Annotated in this window: 21 protein-coding genes and 1 pseudogene; 13 read left to right on the top strand and 9 right to left on the bottom strand. The window is 73.4% G+C overall.

The window, feature by feature from the left end; all coding sequences use genetic code 11:
- Positions 1-32: 32 nt before the first annotated feature.
- From ABT026_RS03775 to ABT026_RS03765, 3 genes are all read right to left on the bottom strand, one after another.
- On the bottom strand, positions 33-896 hold the full coding sequence (locus ABT026_RS03775) for a nucleotidyltransferase domain-containing protein (RefSeq protein WP_351111818.1): 864 nt from the start codon (positions 894-896) through the stop codon (positions 33-35).
- A gap of 103 nt (positions 897-999) precedes the next feature.
- Positions 1,000-1,956 (bottom strand): methylmalonyl Co-A mutase-associated GTPase MeaB, encoded by a 957-nt coding sequence (meaB, locus tag ABT026_RS03770; RefSeq protein ID WP_351111816.1) that lies wholly within the window; start codon positions 1,954-1,956, stop codon positions 1,000-1,002.
- 95 nt (positions 1,957-2,051) lie between these two features.
- Positions 2,052-3,248: an acetyl-CoA C-acetyltransferase gene (locus tag ABT026_RS03765; protein ID WP_351111814.1), complete on the bottom strand. Its 1,197-nt coding sequence runs from the start codon at positions 3,246-3,248 to the stop codon at positions 2,052-2,054.
- A 145-nt stretch (positions 3,249-3,393) separates the two neighbouring features.
- Between ABT026_RS03765 and mce the strand changes: the two genes are divergently transcribed.
- The 8 genes from mce (at position 3,394) to ABT026_RS03725 (ending at position 13,724) form a co-directional block, all read left to right on the top strand.
- Positions 3,394-3,834 (top strand): methylmalonyl-CoA epimerase, encoded by a 441-nt coding sequence (mce, locus tag ABT026_RS03760; protein WP_351111812.1) that lies wholly within the window; start codon positions 3,394-3,396, stop codon positions 3,832-3,834.
- A 217-nt stretch (positions 3,835-4,051) separates the two neighbouring features.
- Positions 4,052-7,900 carry a polarized growth protein Scy gene (scy, locus tag ABT026_RS03755; protein WP_351111810.1) on the top strand — a complete coding sequence of 1,283 codons (3,849 nt, stop codon included), beginning with the start codon at positions 4,052-4,054 and terminating at the stop codon, positions 7,898-7,900.
- Between the two features lie 183 nt (positions 7,901-8,083).
- The gene (locus ABT026_RS03750; RefSeq protein ID WP_351111808.1) at positions 8,084-9,016 is read left to right on the top strand and encodes a coiled-coil domain-containing protein; all 933 of its coding nucleotides are present in this window, start codon (positions 8,084-8,086) and stop codon (positions 9,014-9,016) included.
- A 157-nt stretch (positions 9,017-9,173) separates the two neighbouring features.
- A complete protein-coding gene (locus tag ABT026_RS03745) occupies positions 9,174-10,130 on the top strand; it encodes an ATP-binding cassette domain-containing protein (RefSeq protein WP_351111806.1) in 957 nt (318 codons plus the stop codon).
- A 2-nt stretch (positions 10,131-10,132) separates the two neighbouring features.
- Entirely contained in the window at positions 10,133-10,900 is a 768-nt protein-coding gene (locus ABT026_RS03740; RefSeq protein ID WP_351111804.1) for an ABC transporter permease, read from the top strand.
- A gap of 150 nt (positions 10,901-11,050) precedes the next feature.
- Positions 11,051-12,103, top strand: coding sequence for an ABC transporter ATP-binding protein (locus ABT026_RS03735; RefSeq protein ID WP_351111802.1), 1,053 nt, complete (start codon positions 11,051-11,053; stop codon positions 12,101-12,103).
- Positions 12,100-12,933: an ABC transporter permease gene (locus ABT026_RS03730; RefSeq protein ID WP_351111800.1), complete on the top strand. Its 834-nt coding sequence runs from the start codon at positions 12,100-12,102 to the stop codon at positions 12,931-12,933. The genes ABT026_RS03735 and ABT026_RS03730 overlap by 4 nt, the downstream gene beginning before the upstream one ends.
- Before the next feature lie 335 nt (positions 12,934-13,268).
- A complete protein-coding gene (locus ABT026_RS03725) occupies positions 13,269-13,724 on the top strand; it encodes a hypothetical protein (RefSeq protein WP_351111798.1) in 456 nt (151 codons plus the stop codon).
- Between the two features lie 13 nt (positions 13,725-13,737).
- Here the strand turns inward: ABT026_RS03725 and ABT026_RS03720 are convergent, their stop codons facing one another.
- Positions 13,738-14,088, bottom strand: a complete 351-nt coding sequence (locus tag ABT026_RS03720; RefSeq protein WP_351111796.1) for an Rv1322 family protein — start codon at positions 14,086-14,088, stop codon at positions 13,738-13,740.
- A gap of 254 nt (positions 14,089-14,342) precedes the next feature.
- On the opposite strand from ABT026_RS03720, the gene ABT026_RS03715 reads away from it, so the two are divergent.
- Positions 14,343-15,371: an LLM class flavin-dependent oxidoreductase gene (locus tag ABT026_RS03715; RefSeq protein ID WP_351111794.1), complete on the top strand. Its 1,029-nt coding sequence runs from the start codon at positions 14,343-14,345 to the stop codon at positions 15,369-15,371.
- A 104-nt stretch (positions 15,372-15,475) separates the two neighbouring features.
- On the opposite strand, the gene ABT026_RS03710 is transcribed toward ABT026_RS03715, so the two are convergent.
- A complete protein-coding gene (locus tag ABT026_RS03710; protein WP_351111792.1) occupies positions 15,476-15,865 on the bottom strand; it encodes an SCO5389 family protein in 390 nt (129 codons plus the stop codon).
- A 255-nt stretch (positions 15,866-16,120) separates the two neighbouring features.
- Between ABT026_RS03710 and nucS the strand changes: the two genes are divergently transcribed.
- Entirely contained in the window at positions 16,121-16,792 is a 672-nt protein-coding gene (gene nucS / locus ABT026_RS03705) for an endonuclease NucS (protein WP_170145087.1), read from the top strand.
- A gap of 150 nt (positions 16,793-16,942) precedes the next feature.
- On the opposite strand, the gene ABT026_RS03700 is transcribed toward nucS, so the two are convergent.
- From ABT026_RS03700 to ABT026_RS03690, 3 genes are all read right to left on the bottom strand, one after another.
- Positions 16,943-19,573 carry an ATP-binding protein gene (locus ABT026_RS03700; protein ID WP_351111790.1) on the bottom strand — a complete coding sequence of 877 codons (2,631 nt, stop codon included), beginning with the start codon at positions 19,571-19,573 and terminating at the stop codon, positions 16,943-16,945.
- Positions 19,574-19,843: 270 nt separating this feature from the next.
- Positions 19,844-20,167, bottom strand: coding sequence for an STAS domain-containing protein (locus ABT026_RS03695; protein ID WP_351111788.1), 324 nt, complete (start codon positions 20,165-20,167; stop codon positions 19,844-19,846).
- A gap of 180 nt (positions 20,168-20,347) precedes the next feature.
- The gene (locus ABT026_RS03690; protein ID WP_351111786.1) at positions 20,348-21,196 is read right to left on the bottom strand and encodes a 3-hydroxyacyl-CoA dehydrogenase family protein; all 849 of its coding nucleotides are present in this window, start codon (positions 21,194-21,196) and stop codon (positions 20,348-20,350) included.
- A gap of 144 nt (positions 21,197-21,340) precedes the next feature.
- Between ABT026_RS03690 and ABT026_RS03685 the strand changes: the two genes are divergently transcribed.
- Positions 21,341-21,913 carry a cob(I)yrinic acid a,c-diamide adenosyltransferase gene (locus tag ABT026_RS03685; protein WP_351111784.1) on the top strand — a complete coding sequence of 191 codons (573 nt, stop codon included), beginning with the start codon at positions 21,341-21,343 and terminating at the stop codon, positions 21,911-21,913.
- A gap of 93 nt (positions 21,914-22,006) precedes the next feature.
- Here ABT026_RS03685 and ABT026_RS03680 read toward each other — a convergent pair.
- Positions 22,007-22,588 (bottom strand): annotated as a pseudogene (locus tag ABT026_RS03680) (hypothetical protein); the annotation flags it as partial.
- 163 nt (positions 22,589-22,751) lie between these two features.
- Between ABT026_RS03680 and ABT026_RS03675 the strand changes: the two are divergent.
- Positions 22,752-23,927 (top strand): sensor histidine kinase, encoded by a 1,176-nt coding sequence (locus ABT026_RS03675; RefSeq protein WP_351111782.1) that lies wholly within the window; start codon positions 22,752-22,754, stop codon positions 23,925-23,927.
- Positions 23,928-23,931: 4 nt separating this feature from the next.
- Positions 23,932-24,588, top strand: coding sequence for a response regulator (locus tag ABT026_RS03670; protein ID WP_351111780.1), 657 nt, complete (start codon positions 23,932-23,934; stop codon positions 24,586-24,588).
- Positions 24,589-24,673: the final 85 nt, after the last annotated feature.

The following is a 24,673-nucleotide window of genomic DNA, read 5'->3' as shown; positions in this document are numbered from 1 at the left end:
GGGCGGGCGGGGGTCGCTCCGGGCGGGGGCGCTCAGCGGGATGCGGCGCCCTGGGACAGGTCGTCGTGCACCGCGCGCAGCGCGTCGACGGCCGCCGTCAGCACCGACGGGTCGGTGGACAGTCCGCCGAGCGCCGCCTCGATGCGCTCGCGGTACCTCTCCGGCCGGACGGGAAGGGCGTCGGCCTCCGCCGTCGCACCCTTCTCGTTGACGACGAAGCGGCCGTTGCGGGCGAACACCACCTGGTTCATGCAGGCCACCGCCTGGTACAGCAGTCCGGTGACCTGGGTGATGTCACCGCGGCGGGCCGGGGACCCGGCGTTGGCGAGGGAGAACCCCGCCTCCCAGCCGAACCGGCCCTCCACCGCCTCCCGCAGCGCCGCCGGATACGGGTCGACCAGCGCCCTCGACGCGGCGAGCCGGCCCCGCGGGTCGTGCAGCGGAACGTTGTGGCGTACCTCGCCGGCGTAGATGGTCGAGACGAAACCGTGCGGATGCCCGGGCTGGTGGTCGACGGTGATCGTGCCCTCGGCCGCCTGGCGCAGGACCGTGTCGACGCGGTCGTGGTCACGGAGCAGGATGTCGGTCTTCGTGCCGTCGACGATCAGCCACACCCCGCCGTTGATCCACGGCCCCCACTCGCCGTACGCGCCGTGGCCGAGCGGAGCGCCGTGGTCGTCCAGCTCCGCGGCGGCGGCGAGGACGAGGTCGAAGCCGGGCCGCGCGGCCGGGTCGTAGTACAGGCCGATGTCCAGGTCGGAGTCGGGGCGGGCGGCGCCCCGGGCGTGGGAGCCGCCGAGCACGACGCCTGTGACCCCGGGCAACCGGGCCAGCCGGTCACGGATCCGTGCGACGGCAGCGGGCGCGGACGTCGGTTCGTTCTCTCTGCTCGACACCCGGCGGAGGCTACCCGGCCGCCCACGGGAGCGGGGACGACACCGAGGAAACCGCCGTCGCCCCGAGCGGGAGGGGCCCCGCGGCCGAGGCCGAGGCCCGGGGTCAGGACGCGGTGAGGCCCGCCACCAGTTCGTCGGCGGCGCGGTACGGGTCGAGGTCGCCGGCGACGATCCGCTCGGCGAGCGCGCCGAGGCGGCGGTCGCCGTGCAGGTCCCCGATCCGCTCCCGGAGCGCGGTGACCGCGATGGTCTCCACCTCGCGCTCCGCCCGCGCGAGCCGCCGCTGCTGGAGCACCCCGCGCTCCTCCATCCACGCCCGGTGCTTCTCCAGCGCCTCGACGACCTCGTCGACGCCCTCGCCGCGCGCGGCGACGGTCTTGACGATCGGCGGCCGCCAGTCCCCCGACTCCCGCGCCTCGCCGAGGCCCAGCATGTGGTTGAGCTCCCGGGCCGTGGCGTCCGCCCCGTCCCGGTCCGCCTTGTTGACGACGTAGACGTCGCCGATCTCCAGGATTCCGGCCTTGGCCGCCTGGATGCCGTCGCCCATGCCCGGCGCGAGCAGCACCATCGAGGTGTCGGCCTGCGAGGCGATCTCCACCTCGGACTGCCCCACGCCCACCGTCTCGACGAGGACCACGTCGCACCCGGCGGCGTCGAGCACCCGGATCGCCTGCGGCGCCGCCCAGGCGAGGCCGCCCAGGTGCCCCCGGGTGGCCATGGACCGGATGTACACGCCGGGGTCGGAGGCGTGCTCCGACATCCGCACCCGGTCGCCGAGCAGCGCGCCGCCGGAGAAGGGGGAGGACGGGTCGACCGCGAGCACGCCGACCCGCTTGCCCTGCTTGCGGTACGCCGTCACCAGCGCCGAGGTGGACGTCGACTTGCCCACGCCCGGCGATCCCGTCAGCCCGACCACGTACGCGCCGCCGGTCAGCGGCGCGAGCGCGGCCATCACCTCCCGCAGCTGCGGGGACGCCCCCTCCACCAGGGAGATCAGCCGGGCCACGGCCCGCGGCCGGCCCTCCCGCGCCTGGGCGACCAGCGAGGCGACGTCCTGCATCCAACAGCTCCGTTCAGGTGAGGGACCAACGGGATCGTAGACGGGCGGAACCTGACCGGCCCCCGAAGGGCCGGGTCAGGCGCCCGAAAGGAGGGTCAGGCCTTCGGCACGCGCAGGATGAGCGCGTCGCCCTGACCGCCGCCGCCGCACAGCGCGGCCGCGCCGACACCGCCGCCGCGCCGCTTGAGCTCCAGCGCCAGGTGCAGCACCAACCGCGCGCCGGACATGCCGATCGGGTGACCGAGGGCGATCGCGCCGCCGTTGACGTTCACCTTTTCCGAGGAAACGCCGAGGTCCTTCATTGACTGCACGGCGACCGCGGCGAAGGCCTCGTTGATCTCGATCAGGTCGAGGTCGGCGACCTCCAGGCCGTCCTTCCCCAGCGCGTGCGCGATGGCGTTGGAGGGCTGCGACTGCAGCGAGTTGTCCGGGCCGGCCACGTTGCCGTGGGCGCCGATCTCGGCGATCCACTCCAGGCCCAGCTCCTCGGCCTTGGCCTTGCTCATCACCACGACGGCGGCGGCGCCGTCGGAGATCTGCGAGGAGGAGCCGGCCGTGATGGTGCCCTCCTTGGAGAACGCGGGGCGCAGCTTGCCGAGGGACTCGGCGGTGGTCTCCGGGCGGATGCCCTCGTCCTTGCTGAAGACGACCGGCTCGCCCTTGCGCTGCGGGATCTCGACCGGGGTGATCTCGGCGTCGAAGACGCCGTTCTTCTGCGCGGCGGCGGCCCGCTGGTGCGAGAGGGCGGCGATCTCGTCCTGCTCGGCGCGGCCGATGCCCAGGCGGGTGTTGTGCTTCTCGGTCGACTCGCCCATCGCGATGTTCTCGAAGGCGTCGGTGAGGCCGTCGTAGGCCATCGCGTCGAGCATCTGGACCGCGCCGTACTTGAAGCCCTCGCGGGACTTCGGCAGCAGGTGCGGGGCGTTGGTCATCGACTCCTGGCCGCCGGCCACGACGATGTCGAACTCGCCGGCCCGGATGAGCTGGTCGGCCAGCGCGATCGCGTCGAGGCCGGAGAGGCAGACCTTGTTGATGGTGAGCGCGGGCACGTTCATCGGGATGCCCGCCTTGACGGCGGCCTGGCGCGCCGGGATCTGGCCGGCGCCGGCCTGCAGCACCTGGCCCATGATCACGTACTGGACCTGGTCGCCCCCGATCCCCGCACGGTCGAGGGCGGCCTTGATGGCGAAGCCGCCGAGGTCGGCACCGGAGAAGTTCTTCAGCGAGCCCAGCAGTCGCCCCATGGGCGTGCGCGCACCCGCGACGATCACCGAGCTGTTCGTTCCGGACATGAAAGCGTCCCTTCCGGCCTGCCGGCCGTGGAATTGACGTGAGGGTTTCCTCGAATGTACTGAGCGGTAGTCGGGGCGTCACCGTGCCGCGGGTGTGATCGCGCGCACGTTGCGTAACCGCTCCGTGCACGCTGCACTGGACCGCATGCTGACGCGAATCGACCACATCGGAATCGCCTGCTTCGACCTGGATCGGACCGTGGAGTTCTACCGGGCCACGTACGGCTTCGAGGTCTTCCATTCCGAGATCAACGAGGAACAGGGGGTCCGCGAGGCCATGCTCAAGATCAACGATACGTCGGACGGCGGCGCCTCCTACCTCCAGCTCCTCGAACCCACCCGCGAGGACTCCACCGTCGCGAAGTGGCTGGCCAAGAACGGCGAGGGCGTGCACCACATCGCCTTCGGCACCGCCGACGTCGACGCGGACGCGGCGGACATCAAGGACAAGGGCGTCCGGGTCCTCTACGAGGAGCCGCGGACGGGTTCGATGGGCTCCCGGATCACCTTCCTGCACCCCAAGGACTGCCACGGAGTCCTGACAGAACTGGTCACTTCGGCCCCTTCCGAGTCCGCGGACCACTGACCTCCCCCGAAAGGGGCCGGTAGGGTGGGGGCGGTCGTCTCTTCCCGGGTCTCCGGCGGAGTGACGACCGCGGGCCGGGGTCCGGGTATCGGGGGGCGCGCGGGCAGGCAGCAGCCCTTGCCCAGCGAGTCCGACACCACTCCCCGGGGGCCCCGTCCGACCGACTGGACGGAGCTCGTTGACACGCTTGCGACCAGGGGACGGATGGGACCGCGCTGTGCGGGGCTACGAAAGCCAGGAGCGGGAACCGGCGGATGACGTCGACCACCTGACTCGGTTCGAGGCCGAGATGAAGCGGCTGAAGACCGAGCGGGAGAAGGCGATCCAGCACGCCGAGGATCTCGGCTACCAGGTCGAGGTGCTGCGCGCCAAGCTCCACGAGGCGCGCCGCACCCTCATGTTCCGGCCCCCCTTCGAGGGCGGCGACATCGGCTACCACGCCGAACAGCTGCTGCGGAACGCCCAGATGCAGGCCGACCAGCTGCGGCAGGACGCCGAGCGCGAGCTGAGCCAGGTCCGCGCGCAGACCCAGCGGATCCTCCAGGAGCACGCCGAGCAGGCGGCCCGTCTGCAGAGCGAGCTGCACACCGAGGCGGTCACCCGCCGTCAGCAGCTCGACCAGGAACTCGCCGAGCGCCGCGCGACCGTCGAGTCGCACGTCAACGAGAACGTCGCCTGGGCCGAGCAGCTGCGCTCGCGCACCGAGCAGCAGGCCCGCCGGCTCCTCGAGGAGTCCCGCGCGGAGGCCGAGCAGGCCATGGCCGCCGCCCGTGCCGAGGCCGAGCGGCTGGTCACCGAGGCCCGCCAGCGGCTGTCCGGCGAGGCGGAGGCCGCCCGCTCGGAGGCCGACCAGATCCTGCGCCGCGCCCGCACCGACGCCGAACGCCTGCTGAACGCCGCCTCCGCGCAGGCCCAGGAGGCCACCGAGCACGCGGAGCGGCTGCGCACCACCACGGTCGCCGAGTCCGACACGGCCCGCCGTCAGGCCACCGAGCTCAGCCGCGCCGCCGAGCAGCGGATGGCCGAGGCCGAGGAGGCCCTGCGCACCGCCCGCACCGAGGCCGACAAGGTCGTCACGGAGGCCAAGGAGGCCGCCACCAAGGCGCTCGCCGGCGCCGAGGCCGCGCAGGAGCAGCGCATCCGCACGGCCAAGGAGCAGGTCGCCCGGCTGGTCGGCGAGGCCAACGAGGAGGCCGAGACCACCAAGGCCGAGGCCGAGCAGATCGTCGCCGCCGCCCGTGCCGAGGCGGAGAAGATCGTCGCCGAGGCCTCCGAGAGGGCCCGCGCGGCCACCGCCGAGGAGAGCGCCACCCAGCTCGCCCAGGCCGCCCGCACCGCCGAGGAGGTCCTCACCAAGGCCTCCGAGGACGCGAAGAAGACGACCAAGGCCGCCGCCGACGAGGCCGAGCGGATCCGCACCGAGGCGGAGTCCGAGGCCGACCGGCTGCGCGCCGAGGCCCACGAGATCGCCGAGCAGCTCAAGGGCAGCGCCAAGGACGACACCGAGGAGTACCGGGCCCGCACGGTCGAGCTGCAGGAGGAGGCGCGCCGCCTGCGCGGCGAGGCCGAGCAGCTGCGCTCCGACGCGGTCGCCGAGGGCGAGCGGATCCGCCAGGAGGCCCGCAAGGAGGCCGTCCAACAGATCGAGGAGGCCGCCAAATCGGCCGAGGAGCTGCTCGCCAAGGCCAAGGCCGACGCCGACGACATGCGGCAGACCGCCACCGCCGACAGCGAGAAGACCCGCACCGAGGCCCTCACCCGCGCCACCGCGCTGCGCCGCCAGGCCGACGAGGCGCTGGAGCGCGCCCGCGCCGAGGCGGACCGGCTCAAGGCGGAGGCCGCCGAGCGCGCCGAGGAGGTGCGCACCGAGGCCGAGGAGGCCGCCCGCGCGCTGCGCGAGGAGGCCGAGGCCGCGGCCGAGGCCCGCAAGGCGGAGGCGGCCGAGGAGCTCAACCGGCTGCGCACCGAGACCGAGGAGCGGCACACGGCCGCCGAGGAGGCGCTGACCGAGGCCCGTGCCGAGGCCGAGCGCCTGCGCCGGGAGACCGCCGAGGAGACCGAGCGGCTGCGCACCGAGGCCGCCGAGCGGATCGCCTCGCTGCGCGCCCAGGCCGAGGAGGAGGCCGAGCGGCTGCGCACCGAGGCCGCCGGTGACGCGGCCGCGTCGCGCGCCGAGGGCGAGTCGGTCGCCGTCCGGCTGCGCACCGAGGCCGCCACCGAGGCCGAGCGGCTGAAGACGGACGCCCAGGAGACCGCCGACCGGCTGCGCGCCGAGGCCAGGACGGCCGCCGAGCGCATCGAGACCGAGGCCGCCGAGACCCTGGCCGCCGCGCAGGAGGAGGCCGCCCGCCGTCGCCGCGAGGCCGAGGAACTCCTGGGCGCCGCCCGCGAGGAGGCCGGCCAGGAGCGCGAGCGGGCCCGCGAGCAGAGCGAGGAACTGCTCGCCTCCGCCCGCAAGCGGGTGGAGGAGGCGCAGGCCGAGGCGCTGCGTCTGGTCGAGGAGGCCGAGCGCCGCTCCGGCGAGATGGTGTCGGCGGCCGAGCAGCACGCCCAGCAGGTGCGCGAGTCGGTGGCCGGACTGCACGAGCAGGCCCAGGAGGAGATCCAGGGCCTGCGCACCGCCGCCGAGGTGGCGGCCGACCGTGCCCGCAAGGAGGCCGAGGAGGAGGCGGACCGGGTCCGTTCCGACGCCTACGCCGAGCGCGAGCGGGCCGCGGCGGACGCGAGCCGCATCCTGGGCACCGCCCGTGAGGAGTCGGACGCCGCGAAGGCGCTCGCCGAGCGCACCGTCACGGAGGCGGCTGCCGAGGCGGAGCGGCTGCGCACCGAGGCCGAGGAGAAGGCCCGCCGGGCCCGCGAGGAGGCCGCCGAGACGACGGCCGAGGCGGAGCGGACGGCGTCCCGGACGCGCGCCGAGGCACGTGACGACGCCAACCGGATCCGCAGCGAGGCCGCGACCCAGGCGGACACCCTCATCGGTGAGGCCCGCAGCGAGGCCGAACGGCTCACGTCCGAGACCGCCGCCGAGAGCGAGCGGCTGATCGGCGAGGCCCGCGGCGAGGCGGAGCGGCTCGCCTCCGAGACGGCCGCCGAGAGCGAGCGGCTGCGCGCCGAGGCGGCGCAGACGGTGGCCACCGCGCAGGAGCGCGCCGAGCGCACCCGCGAGGAGTCCCGCCGGCTGCGCGAGAAGGCGGAGGCCGAGGCCGACCGGCTCACCGCGGCGGCCCGCGAGGAGGCCGAACGCACCCTGGACGAGGCCCGTCAGGACGCCAACAAGCGGCGCTCCGAGGCGGCCGAGCAGGTCGACGTGCTCATCTCCGAGACGGCCGCCGAGGCCGACAAGCTGCTCGCCGACGCGCAGCAGCAGGCCCTGCGGACCACCGCGGACGCGGAGGCGCAGGCCGACACCATGGTCGGCGCGGCCCGCCAGGAGGCGGACCGACTGGTCTCCGAGGCGACGGTCGAGGGCAACTCCCTGGTGGAGAAGGCCCGCAAGGACGCCGACGAGCTGCTGGTCGGCACCCGCCGGGACGCCACGGCGATCCGCGAGCGCGCCGAGGAGCTGCGCGACCGGATCACGGCCGAGGTGGAGGAGCTGCACGAGCGGGCCCGCCGCGAGACGGCCGAGACGATGAAGTCCGCCGGCGAGCGCTGCGACGCGCTGATCAAGGCGGCCGAGGAGCAGCTGGCCACGGCGGAGGCCAAGGCCAAGGACCTGATGGCGGAGGCCAACTCCGAGGCCGGCAAGGTCCGGATCGCCGCCGTGCGGAAGGCGGAGGAGCTGCTCAAGGGCGCCGAGCAGAAGAAGGCGTCGCTGGTCGCCGAGGCGGAGAAGATCAAGGCGGACGCCGTCGCCGAGGCCGAGCGGACGGTCGAGGAGGGCAAGCGCGAGCTCGAGGTGCTGGTGCGCCGCCGCGAGGACATCAACGCCGAGATCTCCCGTGTCCAGGACGTGCTGGAGGCGTTGGAATCCTTCGAGGTGCCCGGCGCCGGCAAGGACACCGGCGTCAAGGCGGGGGCCTCGGCGGGGAACACCCGATCGGGTGGCAAGTCGTCCGACAACTGAGCGGTGGGTGAATTTCGGTGTCCTTGGGACGGTCCGACCGTTGTAACCCAGGTCAAGACCGGCGATTTCCACCCGAACAGGGCGGCATTCTCCCGATGAATCGGGCTTTCCGCTCGATGACACGCCGCCCGGCAGCCTAGGATTCCCTCTATCACCTCACCGGTCTCTTTCGACAGGAACCCCATGAGCGACACTTCCCCCTACGGCTTCGAGCTGGTCCGGCGTGGGTACGACCGCGCTCAGGTGGACGAACGTATCTCGAAGCTCGTCTCCGACCGCGACAGCGCGCTCGCCCGCATCACCGCGCTGGAGAAGCGCATCGAGGAGCTCCACCTCGAGACGCAGAACGTCCAGGCGCAGCCCGACGAGTCGGAGCCGTCCTACGCCGGCCTCGGTGCCCGCGTCGAGAAGATCCTCCGTCTCGCCGAGGAGGAGGCGAAGGACCTGCGCGAGGAGGCCCGCCGCGCCGCCGAGCAGCACCGGGAGCTCGCCGAGGCCGCCGCCCAGCAGGTCCGCAACGACGCCGAGTCGTACGCGGTGGACCGCAGGGCGAAGGCGGACGACGAGGGTCTGCGGATCGTCGAGAAGGCCAAGTCGGACGCGTCCCAGCTGCGCTCCGACGCGCAGAAGGACGCCCAGGCCAAGCGTGAGGAGGCGGACGCCCTCTTCGAGGACACCCGTGCCAAGGCCGCGCAGGCCGCCGCCGACTTCGAGACCAACCTGGCCAAGCGCCGGGAGCAGTCGGAGCGGGACCTGGCCTCGCGTCAGGCCAAGGCGGAGAAGCGCCTCGCCGAGATCGAGCACCGCGCCGAGCAGCTGCGCCTTGAGGCCGAGAAGCTGCGCACCGACGCCGAGCGCCGCGCCCGCCAGACGGTGGAGACCGCGCAGCGCCAGGCCGAGGACATCGTCGCGGACGCGAACGCCAAGGCCGACCGGATCCGTTCGGAATCCGAGCGCGAGCTGGCGGCGCTGACCAACCGTCGCGACTCGATCAACGCGCAGCTGACCAACGTGCGCGAGATGCTGGCGACCCTCACGGGCGCGGCGGTCGCGGCGGCGAGCTCCCCCGCCGACGAGGAGCCGGTCCGCACGGTCCCGGCCCAGCAGACCCGCTGACCCTCGGCCCGCACCCGCGGACCGCGTCTGCGGTCCGCATCCCACGGCCCTGTCCGGAAGGCCCGTACCGTCCCCCGCGGTGCGGGCCTTCCGTGTGCCCGGCACGCGGCCGCGCGTCCGCTGGCACCGCATCCCGCGCCCCCCTACGGTGGTGGCCATGATTGCGCTGGAGGGGCTCACCAAGCGGTACGGCGAGAAGGTCGCGGTGAACAACCTGACCTTCGAGGTGCGGCCGGGCATCGTCACCGGCTTCCTCGGACCCAACGGCGCCGGCAAGTCCACCACCATGCGGATGATCCTCGGCCTGGACCACCCCACCTCCGGCGCGGTCCGCATCGAGGGGCGCCGCTACGCCGAGCTGCACGACCCGCTGAGGACGATAGGGGCCCTGCTCGACGCGAACGCCAACCACGGCGGCCGCAGTGCCTACCACCACCTCCTGTGCCTCGCCCAGAGCAACGGCCTGCCCGAGCGGCGGGTGCACGAGGTGCTGGACGTGGTCGGGCTGACCGCCGTGGCGAGGAAGAAGTCCAAGGGGTTCTCCATGGGAATGGGGCAGCGCCTGGGCATCGCCGCCGCGCTGCTGGGCGACCCGCGGATCCTGATGTTCGACGAGCCGGTCAACGGGCTGGACCCCGAGGGCATCCACTGGATCCGCACCCTGATGCAGCGCCTGGCGTCCGAGGGCCGTACCGTCTTCGTCTCCTCGCACCTGATGAGCGAGATGGCGCTGACCGCCGAGCACCTGGTGGTGATCGGCCAGGGCAGGCTGCTGGCCGACCTGTCGATGGCGGACTTCATCGAGCGCAACTCCCGTTCCTACGTCCGTGTGCGCACCCCCGAGCGGGAGCGGTTCCTGGACGTGCTGCGCTCGGCCGGTCTGACCGCGATGGAGACCGGCGGCACGCTGGAGCTCGACGGGGTGGCCTCCGAGCAGGTCGGCGAACTGGCCGCCCGGCACAACCTGGTGCTGCACGAGCTGAGTCCGCAGCAGGCCTCGCTGGAGGAGGCGTTCATGCGGCTGACCGCGGAGTCGGTCGAGTACCACGCGCACAGCGACACTCCCGCGGCCGGCGAACGGGCGCCGTGGGGCGCCGACTGGAAGAAGGGTTGAGCATGGCCGTCGCGCAGGTCCTCCGCTCCGAGTGGACCAAGATCCGGTCGGTGTCCTCCACCGTCTGGACGCTCTCCGTCGCCCTGGTGGTGACGGTCGTCCTCGGGGTGCTCATCTCCTGGCTGACCCGCCGGGAGTACGGGACGATGCCGGCCCGGGACCGCGCCACCTTCGACGCGACCTTCATCAGTTTCGCGGGCATGAGCCTCGGCCAGCTGGCGATGATCGTCTTCGGTGTCCTGGTGGTGTCCACCGAGTACAGCACCGGCATGATCCGCACCTCGCTGGCCGCGGTGCCGCAGCGCGGCACGTTCTACGCATCCAAGCTGGCCGTGGCGACCGTGCCGGCGTTCGTGGTGTCGCTGGTCACCGCCTTCGCCTCGTTCCTCCTCGGCCAGGCGGTGCTGGGCCCGTACCGGGCGGCGCTCGGCGACGAGGGTGTGCTGCGGGCGGTGGTGGGCGGCGCGCTGTACATGACGCTGATCGCCGTCTTCTCGATGGGCATGGCCGCGATGCTGCGCTCGCCGATGCTCGCGCTCGGCGTGCTGATGCCCTTCTTCTTCCTGCTCTCCCCGATCCTCGGCGCGGTCTCGGCGACCAAGAAGGTCGGCCAGTACCTCCCCGACCAGGCCGGTTCGCGGATCATGCAGGTGGTGACGCTCGGCGACGACAAACCGTACGGGCCCTGGGGAGGCCTGGGGATCATGGCGTTGTGGTGCGCGGCGGCCCTCGTCGGCGGCTACCTGCTGCTCAAGCGGCGCGACGCCTAGGATCTGTCCCCGGGCGCGGTCGCTGCGAACGCGCCGGAGAATTCCTGCCTTCACTCTGGAACCACAGGCCCCGCTGATGTTCTCCTAAACCGAATGGGGGGCACAGCGTCCCCGTCCGTTCCGACGCGGTGGCCGAACGATGGGTGAAGCATGATCGAGGCAGTTGGCCTGACCAAGCGCTACGGCGACAAGACAGCCGTGGACGACCTTTCCTTCCAGGTGCGGCCCGGCATGGTCACCGGCTTCCTCGGGCCCAACGGTTCCGGCAAGTCGACGACGATGCGGATGATCCTCGGCCTGGACACGCCCACCGCGGGCCATGTCACGGTCAACGGCTCGCCGTACCGCAGGCTGCCCAACGCCCCGCGCCACGTGGGCGCGTTGCTGGACGCCAAGGCCGTGCACGGCGGCCGGGACGCCTACCGGCACCTGCTGAGCATCGCGCAGCTCTCCGGCATCCCCGCCCACCGGGTGGACGACGTGCTGGAGCTGGTCGGCCTCTCGGAGGTGGCCGGGCGGCGCACCAAGGGCTTCTCGCTAGGCATGGGCCAGCGGCTGGGCATCGCCGCGGCGCTGCTCGGCGACCCGCAGGTGCTGCTCTTCGACGAGCCGGTCAACGGCCTCGACCCGGAGGGCATCCTCTGGGTGCGCAACCTGATGAAGTCGCTGGCCGCCGAGGGCCGTACCGTCTTCGTCTCCTCGCACCTGATGAGCGAGATGGCGCTGACCGCCGACCACCTGGTGGTGATCGCCCGGGGCCGGCTGCTCGCCGACATGAGCGTGCGCGAGTTCATCGCGGCCAACTCGGCCGGTTTCGCCCGCGTCCGGGTGCCGGACACCGGCCCGCAGCAGCGCGAGACGCTCACCGCGGCGCTGACGAAGGCGGGGGCGCAGGTGCTGCCCGAGCAGGACGGGGCACTGCGGGTGACCGGGTTGCCGCTGCCGCGGATCAGCGACGTCGCCCACGAGGCGGACGTCCGGCTGTGGGAGCTGTCCCCGCACCACGCCTCGCTGGAGGAGGCCTACATGCGGCTGACCCAGGGCATGGTCGACTACCGCTCCACCGCCGATCCGCAGGTCGGGATGCGGCCCGCGCCGATGCCAGGCCCGGCGGACGGCTGGGACCCCGATCCCGGCCCCGGCGACCCCCTCCAGCCCGTCCACGCCGCCGACGGCCCGACGTTCAGCAAGGACTCCCGATGAGCACCGAGCACGCAGAGCCCACCTGGCAGATCCCGGGCCAGGCGCCCCGTACCCCCGCGTACGTCTCCCCCATCCCGATCCGGCAGGCCCACCTGGGCCACGCGCTCGCCTCGGAATGGACCAAGATCCGCTCGGTGCGCTCCACGATGTGGACGCTGGGGGTCTTCCTGGCGCTGGTGATCGTGCTCGGCTGCCTGATGGCGGGGCTGGTCGACGGCGACACCTACCTCAACACCCCGTACACGATGCCCGCCTTCTTCGGCCTGCTGCTGGGCCAGATGTGCCTGGTCTCGCTGGGCGTGCTGGTGGTGTCCTCGGAGTACGGCACGGGCATGATCCGCACCACCTTCACCGCCTCCCCCCAGCGGCACCGGGTGCTGGCCGCGAAGATCATCGTGTTCTTCGTGGTGGCCTTCGTGACCGCGGCGGTGGCGATCACCGTGGTCGGCCTCTACACGCAGCTGACGGTGGACGCCCGGAGCAACCCGGCCTGGGTGCCGACGGTCTTCATGGGCGCGCTCTACGTGTCGCTGATGGGCGTGCTGGCGCTGGCGATGGGGTCGATGATGCGGCACTCGGCGGGCGCGATCACCACCATGCTGGGCGTGGTGCTGCTGCCGGCGATCATGCCGGCCTTCCTGCTCTTCAACGAGAGCCTGGCGGACGTCGCGCAGTTCATGAGCGACTACAACGCCATCAGCGCCCTGTCGCTGATCTTCGAGGGTGACGCGTCGACCGGCCACGGCGGCGCCCAGACGGCGCTGCTCGCCGGGCTGACGGCCGTCGCCTGCGTCGGCGCCTTCGCCGTCCAGACCAACCGGGACGTGTGAGCCCGCGGGACGCCCACGGGTGGTCACGCGGTCGTCCTCGCCGTTCGCATCGACGTCGTCAGGATCAGGACATGCACGCGGAACGATCTCGGCCGGCACGGACCCGCTTCCGTGTCCCGGTGGTACTGATGGCGGTCACCCTGTGCGCCGTCGGTGTCAGCTCCTGCGGCGACCGTGGCCGCGCGACCGCGTCGGCATCGGCATCGGCATCGGCATCGGCATCGGCATCGGCCGAGCGGCGTCCCTCGGCGTCACGGGCGCAGACCCCTTCGCCCGCCGGGACGCTTCCTCCGGTCGCCGCCGACCGGACACCCCGGATCGCACCAGGACGCACCATGGCCGACGGCTACTCCGGAAAGGATTTCCTCGCCGGTCTCGCGGAGGACTGGGACGTGGTCCTGAGGAAGCCGGTCAAGCAGGAGATGCCTGACGGCCGGATGCGCACCTACATCCATGGCAGCGGCCCGGACGGGATCTTCGTGTCGGCCGGGTACGCCGATCACAGGAACATCTCGTCCCTCATCTGCACCTCCGAGTCTTCCGGCGATGTCCGGTTCCTCGATGCCTGTACCGAGCTGGACGTCGCGGGACTGGACCACCGGAAGGCACACGCCTGGTTCGACAAGGTGAAGAAGCGGACCGACCGCCGGCACGAGAGGGAGGCGGCACAGTCGCCGGGCCCCGCGCCCTGGGTCGTCAGTGACGTCCTCACCTCGGGACCCGTGATCTTGGTGCTGGACCGGGCGAACCGGTCGTACAGGCTGAGGATTCTCGGACGGGCGGCGCGGTAAGGGGCCGACCCGCTCAGTACCGCGGCGCGTTACGGGACCGCCGGTTGCTCGTCGACCGGCGGTCCCGTGCGTTCCAGCAGGCCTTGTGCCAGTGGCGGCGGTCGTCGACGCCGGCGTGGGCGGGCCAGGCGACCACGTGCGGGACGCCGGAGGGGATCAACTGGTCGCAGCCCGGGCAGCGGTAGGTCTTGCCCGCCGCGCTCGCGCCGGCCACGTGCCGCACGCTCCAGTCCTCGCCCCGCCAGCTCTCGGAGGACTGCCAGCCGCCGTAGCGCCCCGAGCCCTCGTCGTCGTCGCCGGCGAAGGGGCCGCCGCGTCCGTTCCCTCCGGCGGGGCCCTTGGGTCGGTTGCGGCGCGGGGACACGGTTCACCTCACGTGGACGGGCGGGCGGGGATGGGCACCAGCGTACGCGGCCCGGCCGAGGGCTCCGGGCAGCCCACCGGAAGGCGTGCGGTCCGACCGGACACCGGCCTCTGCCGTCCACTCGGCGCCCACCGGCGACCCATTCTGCAGACAATCCGCAAATTCCTGGGCCCGGCCGTGACCTCGGCACGTGTCAGGCGGTTATGCCGCGTGGGGGAGCTCCGACTCGGGAGCCAGGAAAGCAGGAAGTGTCCATGCACGTCGGAAGTTTTGTCGTCGCCGCCCAGTTCCCGGGCCAGGGTCACGCCGAGGCGTTGCACCGCGCGGTCCGGTCCGCGGAGGTCGCCGAGGAGGCGGGGCTGGCCCAGGTGTGGCTGGCCGAGCACCATTTCGTGCCGTACGGAGTCTGCCCCTCGGCCGTGACGCTGGCCGCGGCCCTGCTCGGCCGCACCCGGCGACTGCGGGTCGGCACGGCGGTCAGCGTGCTGCCCACGGTGCACCCGGTCGCCCTCGCCGAGCAGGCCGCGATGCTGCACATCACCTCCGGCGGACGCTTCTCGCTGGGCGTGGGCCGGGGCGGTCCCTGGGTGGACCTGGAGGTCTTCGGCGCGGGCCTGGAGGCGTACGAGCAGGGGTTCCCCGACTCCCTGGACCTGCTGTTGCGTTCCCTGCGCGAGCCCACGGTCGCGGGGGACTCCGGTCGTTTCCGTTTCCGCGAGGTACCGGTGGTGCCCCGGGCGTCCGAGGCGCTGGAGGGCGGTGCCGCCCCCGAGGTGGTGGTGGCGTGCACCTCGCCGGCGACGGTGCGGATGGCCGGTGGGCGGGGCCTGCCGATGCTGCTGGGGATGCACGTCGGGGACGAGGAGAAGGCCGCGATGGTGCGCGCTTGGCAGGAGCACGCGCGGGCGGCGGGGCGGCCGGAGGAGGAGATCCGCTCCGCGGGCCACGTCTCGGCCGGCGTCTGCCAGATCGCCGACCGGCCGGAGGATGCCCGGGAGACGCTGCTCAAGGCCATGCCGGGTTGGCTGAAACAGGGCCTTGCCGCCCATGTGACGGTGGACGGCCGGGTGCGCGCGATGCGCGATCCGTACGCGTACACCGAGATGCTCTGCGGGCTGCACCCGGTGGGAACGCCCGGGTGGTGCGCCGACCGGCTCGCCGCCACCGCGGAGGTCACCGGGATCCGGCGCTTCGCGCTGCTGACCGAGGGGTCGGGGGATCTCGCGGCCACCGAGGAGAACCTGCGGCGGCTCGGCGGCGAGGTGCTGCCGCGGTTGGTGTGAGGGGCCGGCCGGGCGTCCCGGTCGGCGGGGCGGGAAGGGCCGGTCCGGAGCCCCGGCGAGAGTGTGTCCGTCCTCGCCGGGGCCCCGGTCCGTGCCGCGCGGAGTCAGCAGTCCCGCAGGTCGGGGGACTGGTTGAGCAGCTGGGCGCGCGTGGAGGTGAAGCGGGCCAGCCGCTCGTCGCTCCCGTCCAGCGGGAACACCGCGACGCGGTGGCAGTTCTGGAACGCGAGGCGCACACCGAAGTGGCGCTGCAGGGCCCCCCGGATCGCGTCGCTGGCGAGCGCGCGCAGGAGCTGGCCCCGTGCCTGCTCGTCCGGCGGCGGCGTCTGGTTGTCGGCGAACGGTCCGCCGTCCACCTTGAGCTGGGCCACCAGGGAGCTGACCATCTCCCACGCGTAGGGCAGGGAGGTCCGGACGCAGTCGACGAAAGCCGCTTCGTCGACCTCGCCTCGCTCGGCCTGTTCGAGCAGGGCCGGTGAGACGTCGAGCGACATGAGTACTCCTCTCGCACCCCCTCGGCGAAGGGGGTTGCCGGACGGGAAGGGACGTCGCGGACCGCGGACACGCTCTGTACCCGCGTCACGACCGCCCGTTCACTACGGTAGGCACGCGAACGCGCCGCGCACCAGGAGACGGCGTACTTGACCGGATATGAATCGTCGCGCTCCGCACACAATCAGCCAGAACCGAACATGGCCCTTCGAGGGCGAATCGCGTGGACCGCCGTGGGTCGAGTAGCGTTGCCGACCATGCGTCTTGTCATCGCCCGCTGCTCCGTCGACTACGCGGGGCGCCTCACCGCTCATCTGCCGTCCGCTCCCCGCCTGATCCTGGTCAAGGCGGACGGAAGCGTCTCGATCCACGCGGACGACCGCGCCTACAAGCCGCTGAACTGGATGTCGCCGCCGTGCACCCTCAAGGAGGGCACGGGCGACGAGGCCGGCGTCTGGACGGTGATCAACAAGGGCGGCGAGAAGCTGATCATCACGATGGAGGAGATCCTCCACGACTCCTCGCACGAACTGGGCGTGGACCCGGGCCTGATCAAGGACGGCGTGGAGGCGCACCTCCAGGAGCTGCTCGCCGACCGCATCGAGACCCTGGGCGAGGGCTACACGCTGATCCGCCGCGAGTACATGACGGCGATCGGCCCGGTCGACATCCTCTGCCGCGACGCCGAGGGGCGGACGGTGGCCGTGGAGATCAAGCGGCGTGGGGAGATCGACGGCGTCGAGCAGCTGACGCGCTATCTGGAGCTGCTGAACCGCGACCCGTTGCTCGCACCGGTGCGGGGCGTGTTCGCCGCGCAGGAGATCAAGCCGCAGGCCCGGGTGCTGGCGACGGACCGGGGCATCGCCTGCCAGGTCCTCGACTACGACGGTCTGCGCGGCATCGAGGACGACAAGCTCCGCCTGTTCTGAGCGGCGCGGGCACCCGCCGCCGCGGCCACACCCCGGCGCCGCGGCGCCGCGGGGCCACGCGCCCCGCGCACGGACCGCCGCCCCGGCCCGCGTACGCCACCGCCCCCACGGATCGTCTCCGTGGGGGCGGTTCGCGTCGTGGGGCGACGGTCAGGCGATCGGCGGCGCCTCCGACGCGTCGACCGCGGGGGCGCTCGTCAGGGACGGCGCGGACCCGCTGCCGGTGGTCTCGCTCCCGCCGTCGGCGCCGTCCGTGGTGCTGCCCTCGGTCGTGGCGCCGTCGGTGGTTCCCTCGGAGGCGCTGCCGTCGGTCGTGCCCTCGCTGGCCCCTTCGTCGGTGCCACCCGTCGGGCTGCCGGACGGGCTCCCCGAGGGGCTGCCCGAGGTCGTGCCCCCGCTCGAACCGCCGGTGGTGCCGGACGGCGGCTTGGTGGTGGGCTTCTTCGTCGGCTTGGAGCTGCTGCTGCTGCTCGGCTCCCCGTCCGGCTCCTTCTCGTCCTCGTCGGCCGTCGCGCCGGGGCCCGCGGTGGGGGTCGCCGGGTCGTCGGGGGTGCCGGGCACGCCGTCGGGGCCGGGGTCGGTGGGGCGGCTGGTGGCGTCGCCCGTGTCGCCGCTGTCGCTGGTGCCGGCGGCCTCGTCGGCGTCGAGTTCGTCGCCGTAGCCCTGGCTGGCGGACGGGTTGGGGCCGGTGCCCTCGGTCGGCGTGTCCTGGTCCCCGCCGGTGGCGCCCAGCGTCACCACGGTGCCCAGCACGGCGACCAGCAGCGCGCCGGCGCCGGCCGCGACGAGGTTCTTGCGCGCGCCGCCCACCAGGCCGCGTCCCCTGCCCGCGGGCTCGGGGCGGCGGATGACGGGGGCGTCGCCGACGAACACGGTCGACCCCTGGCGCGCGGCGTCGGCCTCGTCCTTGGGGGCCGCGTCCTGCGCGGTGTCCCCCGGGCCGGGGCCGAACGCCTCGAACGCCGCGAGGGCGGCCAGCGCGGCGCTGCTCTGCGCGGTGGCCGGGACCGGTGCGCCCGCGGGACCGCCGGCGGCCACCGGGTCCACGCCGGGCACGTCGCCGGTGCGGTCGGCGACCAGCGTCAGCGCGCGGCGCCCGGCGAGCAGCCCCCGCTTGTCGGAGGCGGTGGTCCGCAGCGCGACGGCCGCGTCCAGTGCGGTGCGCGCCCGGTCGTAGCGGCCCTGACAGAGCGCCAGCACGCCCAGTTCGTGGTGGAAGTAGCCCTGGTCGGCGGCCTCGCCGGCCAGACGGGCCGCTTCGGAGCCGGTGCGCAGGGTGTGCTCCCAGGCCGTCCAGGCGAGCCCGGCGGCGAAGGCGGGGGCGGCGTTGCGGGACAGCCGCAGCACCAGCTCGTCGGCGGAGGGCGGGAGCGCGGTCAGCGCCGCGAGCACCGCGTCGGCCTCGGCGCGGACCCGGTCCGCGGTGACCGACTGGTGTCCGGTCCACCAGGCGTAGTGCTCGGCGGCGGTACGGATCCGCTCCTCGGCGCCGTCCCGGTATCCGGCGGCCTCCAGCTGGGCCAGCACCCCGGCGGCGAGCCGGTGGCGGCCGCCCGCGGGTGAGACCAGGGCGCAGCCGAGGAGTTCACCGAGCGCGGCGTCGGCGTGGGTGTCGCCCACCAGGGCGGGCCAGTGGGCGGAGTGCGGGAGTTCGCCGCCGAGCGCCACCGCGAACCGCAGCGCGTCGCGCGCGGAGGGGGACAGGCGGGAGGCGAGCAGCGGGGCGGGCGCGGCGCCCTCGGCCAGCGAGGGCAGCGGGGCGGCCTCCTCGCGGGTGTCGAAGGGAAGCTCCGTGTCGGGGACGACCACGGCGTCCTCGAAGACGCCCACCTCGTCGACGGCGTCGGTGGCGGCGCGCAGCCGGTCCCGCTGCCGCAGCAGCGCGCCGGCCTGGACGAACCGCAGCGGCAGGCCCTCCGACTCGAACCAGAGGTCGCCCGCCCAGGTGGTCTCCTCGTCGGTGAGGGTGCGGCCGGCGGCGTGGCCGAGCAGCTGGAGTCCGGCGAAGCGGGTGAGGCCGGTCAGGGTGACCGTCTCCATCAGCGCCTCGGCGGGGGGTTCGGGGACCTCGGGGGTCGCCGATATCAGGAAGGCGCACTCGGGGGTGGCGTCCAGGAGCCGGGCGAGGTCGGCTCCGCCGAAGGCGATGTCGTCGACGACGACCACGGCGCCCACCTCGCCGAGCAGCTCCCGCAGTTCGTCCTCGGCGGGGCGGCGGCGCGCAGCGTCGTAGGCGGCGTGGAAGAGGTCGTCGAGAAGCTCGTCGGCGTCGCGGCCGAGTCCGCTGAGGCGGATCACGCCGTCGGGGGCGAGGTCGGCGCAGTCGTCGGCGACGACGTCGAGGAACCGGCTGCGGCCGGAGCCGGACGGGCCGACCAGGCGGGCGGAGCGGCCGCGGGCCAGCAGCCGCACGACCTCCTCGCGCTCCTCCTGCCGCTCGAGCAGCGGCAGCGCCGGCAGGCCGGAGGCCGCGGCGGCGCCCATGTCGGCGACGGCCGCGGCGGCGCGGGCCGCGGCCCGCTCGGCCTCGGCACGCTGCTCGGCGGTGATCCTGGGAGGGCGCCCCGGCGTCCGCTCGGGCGGGCAGAGTTCGATCTCGCTGCCGTCGACGGGGTTGACGGTCAGCAGCAGGTCGTCGACGAAGATCTCGGTGGTGCGGCGCACCGCGGGCGCGTGCTGGCCGAAGTCGGGTGTGAGAGCGTCGCGGGGCGGACGCGGGCGCGACGGACGGCCGCTCCCCCGGTGGCCGCGCTCCTCAGGCCGTCGGCTGTTCGGGTCCATGGTCCAAAGCCCCCAAAGCGTCGTGTGCCGAGCCCCTCCCGGCCGTGCCGCACACCGCGCGCTCGCTTCCGGTCCGGGCCGCCGTAGGGAAAGTCTGATGTCGGGTCGGCGGGCGACCGAACCTTAAACCTCGGCAAGTATCTCCGAACAGCCGGGGTGCGGCCCCGTCCGCGACGTCACAGTCTGATGTGGATTCGCGGCGGGGGACAGACCGCCGCGCCACGGATGGGGCCCGCGAGCGGTCCGGCGGTGCGAGGGGCTGCCGGGCCGTCAGACGCGCGGCAGACTGTCGGCGGCGAGGCCGCCCTCGATGGCGAGGATGCGGTGCAGCCGGGTGGCCACCAGCAGCCGCTGCATCTGCGGCGGCACGCCGCGCAGCACCAGACGGCGTCCGGCCCGGCCGGCCCGCCGGTGCACGCCCATGATCACGCCCAGTCCCGTGGCGTCCCAGGAGTGGAGCTCCGTGAGGTCCAGGACCAGGTCGCCGACGCCGTCGTCGACGGCGGAGTGCAGGACCGTACGGGCGTCCGCCGCGCTGCGGACGTCGAGGCGGCCCCCGACGACCAGCTCGGCGTGGTCGCCCCTGATGAACATAAGCGCTCCCCGGGAATGCGTCTTGTATCACCGTGTGCATACGGTGATGCCACTTCTGACGCCTTGTTGGGGACAGAAGTTGCCGTCTGTAAGCGAACCGATACCGAAATCACCCTCGCGAGTGAAGCTGAGGGTGATCTCGGTACCGGTGTACGGGCCGGGCCCGTGATCGTCACGCGATCAGTGCTTGTAGAAGCCCTGCCCGCTCTTGCGGCCGATGTCACCGGCGTCCACCATTCGGCGCATCAGCTCCGGCGGGGCGAACTTCTCGTCCTGCGACTCGGTGTAGATGTTGCTGGTGGCGTGCAGCAGGATGTCGACGCCGGTGAGGTCGGCGGTGGCCAGCGGGCCCATCGCGTGACCGAAGCCCAGCTTGCAGGCGATGTCGATGTCCTCGGCGCTGGCGACGCCCGACTCGTAGAGCTTGGCGGCCTCGACGACCAACGCCGAGATCAGCCGGGTGGTGACGAAGCCCGCCACGTCGCGGTTGACCACGATGCAGGTCTTGCCCACCGACTCGGCGAACTCCCGCGTGCGGGCGAGGGTCTCGTCGCTGGTCTTGTAGCCGCGGACCAGCTCGCACAGCTGCATCATCGGCACCGGCGAGAAGAAGTGCGCGCCCACCACCCGCTCGGGGCGCTCCGTCACCGCGGCGATCTTGGTGATCGGGATGGCGGAGGTGTTGGAGGCGAGCACCGCGTCCTCGCGGACGATCTTGTCCAGCGCCCGGAAGATCTCGTGCTTGATCTCGATCTTCTCGAAGACCGCCTCGACCACGATGTCCGCGTCGGCGACGGCGTCCAGGTCGGTGGTGGGCGTGATCCGGGCCAGCGCGGCCTCGGCGTCGGCGGCGTCGAGCCTGCCCTTGCTCACGAACTTGTCGTACGAGGCCTTGATGCCCCCGAGACCCCGCTCCAGCGCCTGGTCGGTGACATCGCGCAGGACGACGTCCCAACCCGCCTGCGCGGAGACCTGGGCAATGCCGGAACCCATGAGGCCGGCCCCGATGACGGCGAGCTTTCCTGCCACTGCCACTCCCTGTTCTCGTGTCTTCGGGTCGGACATTAGCGCCCGGCGGGACACTCGTGACCGCTAAGTAACGCGCGTCACGTCTCATTTGACGGACGTCACACCCAAGGCCTCCCCGGGCCCGGCGTTGCCTAGGCTGTGCGCATGGTCAATCTGACGCGCATCTACACCCGTACCGGGGACAAGGGCACCACCAACCTCGGTGACATGAGCCGGGTCCCGAAGACGGACCTCCGCATCTCCGCCTACGCCGACGCCAACGAGGCCAACGCGGTCATCGGCACGGCCATCGCCCTGGGCGGCCTGGAGGAGGACGTCGTCGCGGTCCTCACCCGTGTCCAGAACGACCTGTTCGACGTGGGCGCCGACCTGTCGACGCCGGTCGTGGAGAACCCCGAGTACCCGCCGCTGCGGGTCGAGCAGTTCTACGTGGACCGGCTGGAGGAGGACTGCGACCGCTTCAACGACCGCCTGGAGAAGCTCCGTTCGTTCATCCTCCCGGGCGGGACCGCGGGGGCGGCGCTGCTCCACCAGGCGTGCACGGTGGTGCGCCGGGCCGAGCGGCAGACCTGGGCGGCGATGGAGGAGCACGGGGAGACGATGAACCCCCTGACCGCCACGTACCTCAACCGGCTGTCAGACCTGCTGTTCATCCTCGCGCGAGTGGCGAACCTCTCCACCGGCGACGTGCTGTGGGTCCCGGGCGGCGAGCGCTGAGGCCTCCCGGCCGGGGGTCCGGGGGTTGCCCCCGGAAGACACAGCATCCTCGCGCGGGTGGCGAACCTCTCCACCGGCGACGTGCTGTGGGTCCCGGGCGGCGAGCGCTGAGGCCCGCGGGGCGGCGTCCTCGCTCTGCCCGCCCTTGTCCCGCTTGGGGAAGAGCAGGTAGCTGAGGGCGATCACCCCGTGCACGAGCACGATCCTCAGCGCCGTGCCCTGGAAGGCCCGCAGGGAGGACGTGTCGCCGTCGTCGCCGAGGTGGAGGATGCCGCCCTGGAGCAGGGCGGCCGCCACGGCGGCGGCGAGCACCGTGCGCAGCCACAGGCGCCCCTCGTGGAGGGCGCGGGGCATGCCGTACCGCGGGGGCTTCGGCGGACGCGGGGCGCCGGCCAGGCGGTGCGCGGCGTGCCCGTCGAGCCAGGTGATGGTGTAGTGCCCGTAGGCGACGGTGAAGCCGATGTAGAGCGCCGCCAGTCCGTGCTCCCAGCTCGGTTCGGCGCCGCCCCGCAGGTCGATCACGGTCACCACGAACAGCACCACCTCCAGCACCGGTTCGCACAGCAGCAGGACGGTGCTCGCCCTCCGCCGGCGCAGCAGGTACCGCACGGCCAGCCCTGCGGCGAGCAGCACCCAGAAGCCGACCTCGCAGGCGATGATCAGGGCCAGGATCACGTCGGGTCCCTCCTCTTTTCTCCCCTCCACCCTCTCCCCCGCCCCGCGCGGGCGCATCGACCGCGGCGACGAGATCGCCCTGCATCCTTCGATGGAGGTCCGCCCCCGGGCGGTTGCGCGCCGGTCCGATGTGCCGGGCGGCCGGAGTGTGTTGGATGGGGTCATGACCCTCGACGGCTCCCCGCCGGGCCCGCGCCCCTTCGACGTGGCCACGGCCCTCGGCGGCCTGGCCCTGGGCCTGCTGCTGTGGGCGGTGGGCCTGGACATGTATCCGGCGCGGGACGTGCCCGGCTGGTGGGTGCTGGTCCCGCTGACGGTGATGTCGGCGCTGGAGGTGCTGCGCCGCGTGCACCCGTGGGCGGCCCTGGCCGACGGCACGGCGGCCCTGGTGGCCGACCAGTTCACCACCGGCAGTCTGGCGACCCTGCTCCTCTTCACCGACCTGATGTACGCGGCGGCCGTCTACGGCGGCGCCCGGCCGGCCCGCCGCCTGCCGCAGGTCACCGGGGGGCTCGCCCTGGCGGCGATCGCCTGGGGCGTGTTCACCTGGCAGGACGCCTACTCGCTGATGCTCGGCCTGGGGGTGGGCCTGGTGGCCTTCGGCCCGGCCGCCACCGGGGCGCTGGTGCGCCACCACCGGGACGCGGCGCGGGCCGCGCGGCGGGAGGCCGAGCAGACCGCGCGGCTGGCGGAGCTGGACCGCGCCCAGGCCGTGACCGCCGAACGCACGCGGATGGCACGGGAGTTGCACGACGTGATCGCCGGACACCTGTCGGCCGTGGCGGTGCACTCGACGGCGGCGCTGTCGCTGGACGACGCGGACACCTCCCGCGAGGCGCTGGGCGTGATCCGGGAGAACAGCGTCGCCGCGCTGACCGAGATGCGCCGCTTGATCGGCCTGCTGCGGGCCGGGGGCGAGGACCTGGAGCCGTCCGCCGTGCCCACCCTGGAGGGCGTCGGGCCGCTGGCCGAGGGGGTCCGTGCGGCGGGCTTCCCGGTGACGGTGACGCCCGCCCCCGAGGCGGGGTGGGACCTGCCGTCGCCGGTGGAACTGGCCGCCTACCGGATCGTGCAGGAGTCGCTGACCAACGTCCTCAAGCACGCCGCGCCCGGCCCGGTGACGGTCGCCGTGGAGCGGGCCGGCGGCGCCCTGCGGGTGGTGGTCACCAGCGCCCTCACGGCGCCGGGCGGGCAGCCGCCCAGGGCTCCGGGCGCGGGGGCCGGGCTGACCGGCATGCGGGAGCGGGCGCTGCTGGTGGACGGGACGTTCGAGGCGGGGCCCCAGGAGGGCGGATGGGTGGTGCGGGCGGTTCTGCCGGTGCCGGACGGGGAAGGGTGAGGTCGTGATCCGGGTGGTGGTCGCCGAGGACCAGTCGGCCGTGCGGGCCGGACTGGTGCTGATCCTGCGCAGCGCGCCGGACATCGAGGTGGTCGGCGAGGCGGCGGACGGGGAGCGGGCGGTGGAGCTGGCCCGCGAACTGCGGCCGGACGTGGTGCTGACCGACGTGCGGATGCCGCTGCTCGACGGCGTGGGCGTCACCCGGCGGATCACCGCGGAGCAGCTGGCCGACGTGCTGGTGCTGACCACCTTCGACCTCGACGAGTACGTCTTCGGCACCCTGCGCGCGGGCGCGGCCGGTTTCCTGCTGAAGAGCGCGGAGGCGGCCGAACTGCTGGAGGCGGTGCGGACGGTGGCGCGCGGCGAGGGACTGATCGCCCCGGCCGTCACCCGGCGGCTGATCGCGGCCTTCGCCGCCGGGACACAGGACCGCCCGCCGCGCGCGACGGGTCCCGGGGCGGAGGCTGTGAAGTCCCTGACACCCCGTGAGCGGGAGGTGCTCCGCTGCCTCGGCGAAGGGCTGTCCAATGCCGAGATCGCCACCCGTCTGGAGATGGCAGAGGCTACGGTGAAGTCGCACGTCAGCCGCCTTCTCGCCAAGCTCGAGCTGCGCAGTCGGCTCCAAGCGGCGGTGCTGGCGCAGGAGTTGGGACTGCGCTGAGGTCAGGAGCCCCAGGTCGGGGGCCTGGGTTTACTCAAGAAACCTGCATTGGTCCAGACCTATTGACCGGTGGTCCAGACCTTTC

This window comes from Streptomyces sp. NPDC002734 (genome assembly GCF_040295685.1).
GTDB lineage: Bacteria > Actinomycetota > Actinomycetes > Streptomycetales > Streptomycetaceae > Streptomyces.
This window is presented reverse-complemented; position numbering and strand designations above follow the sequence as displayed.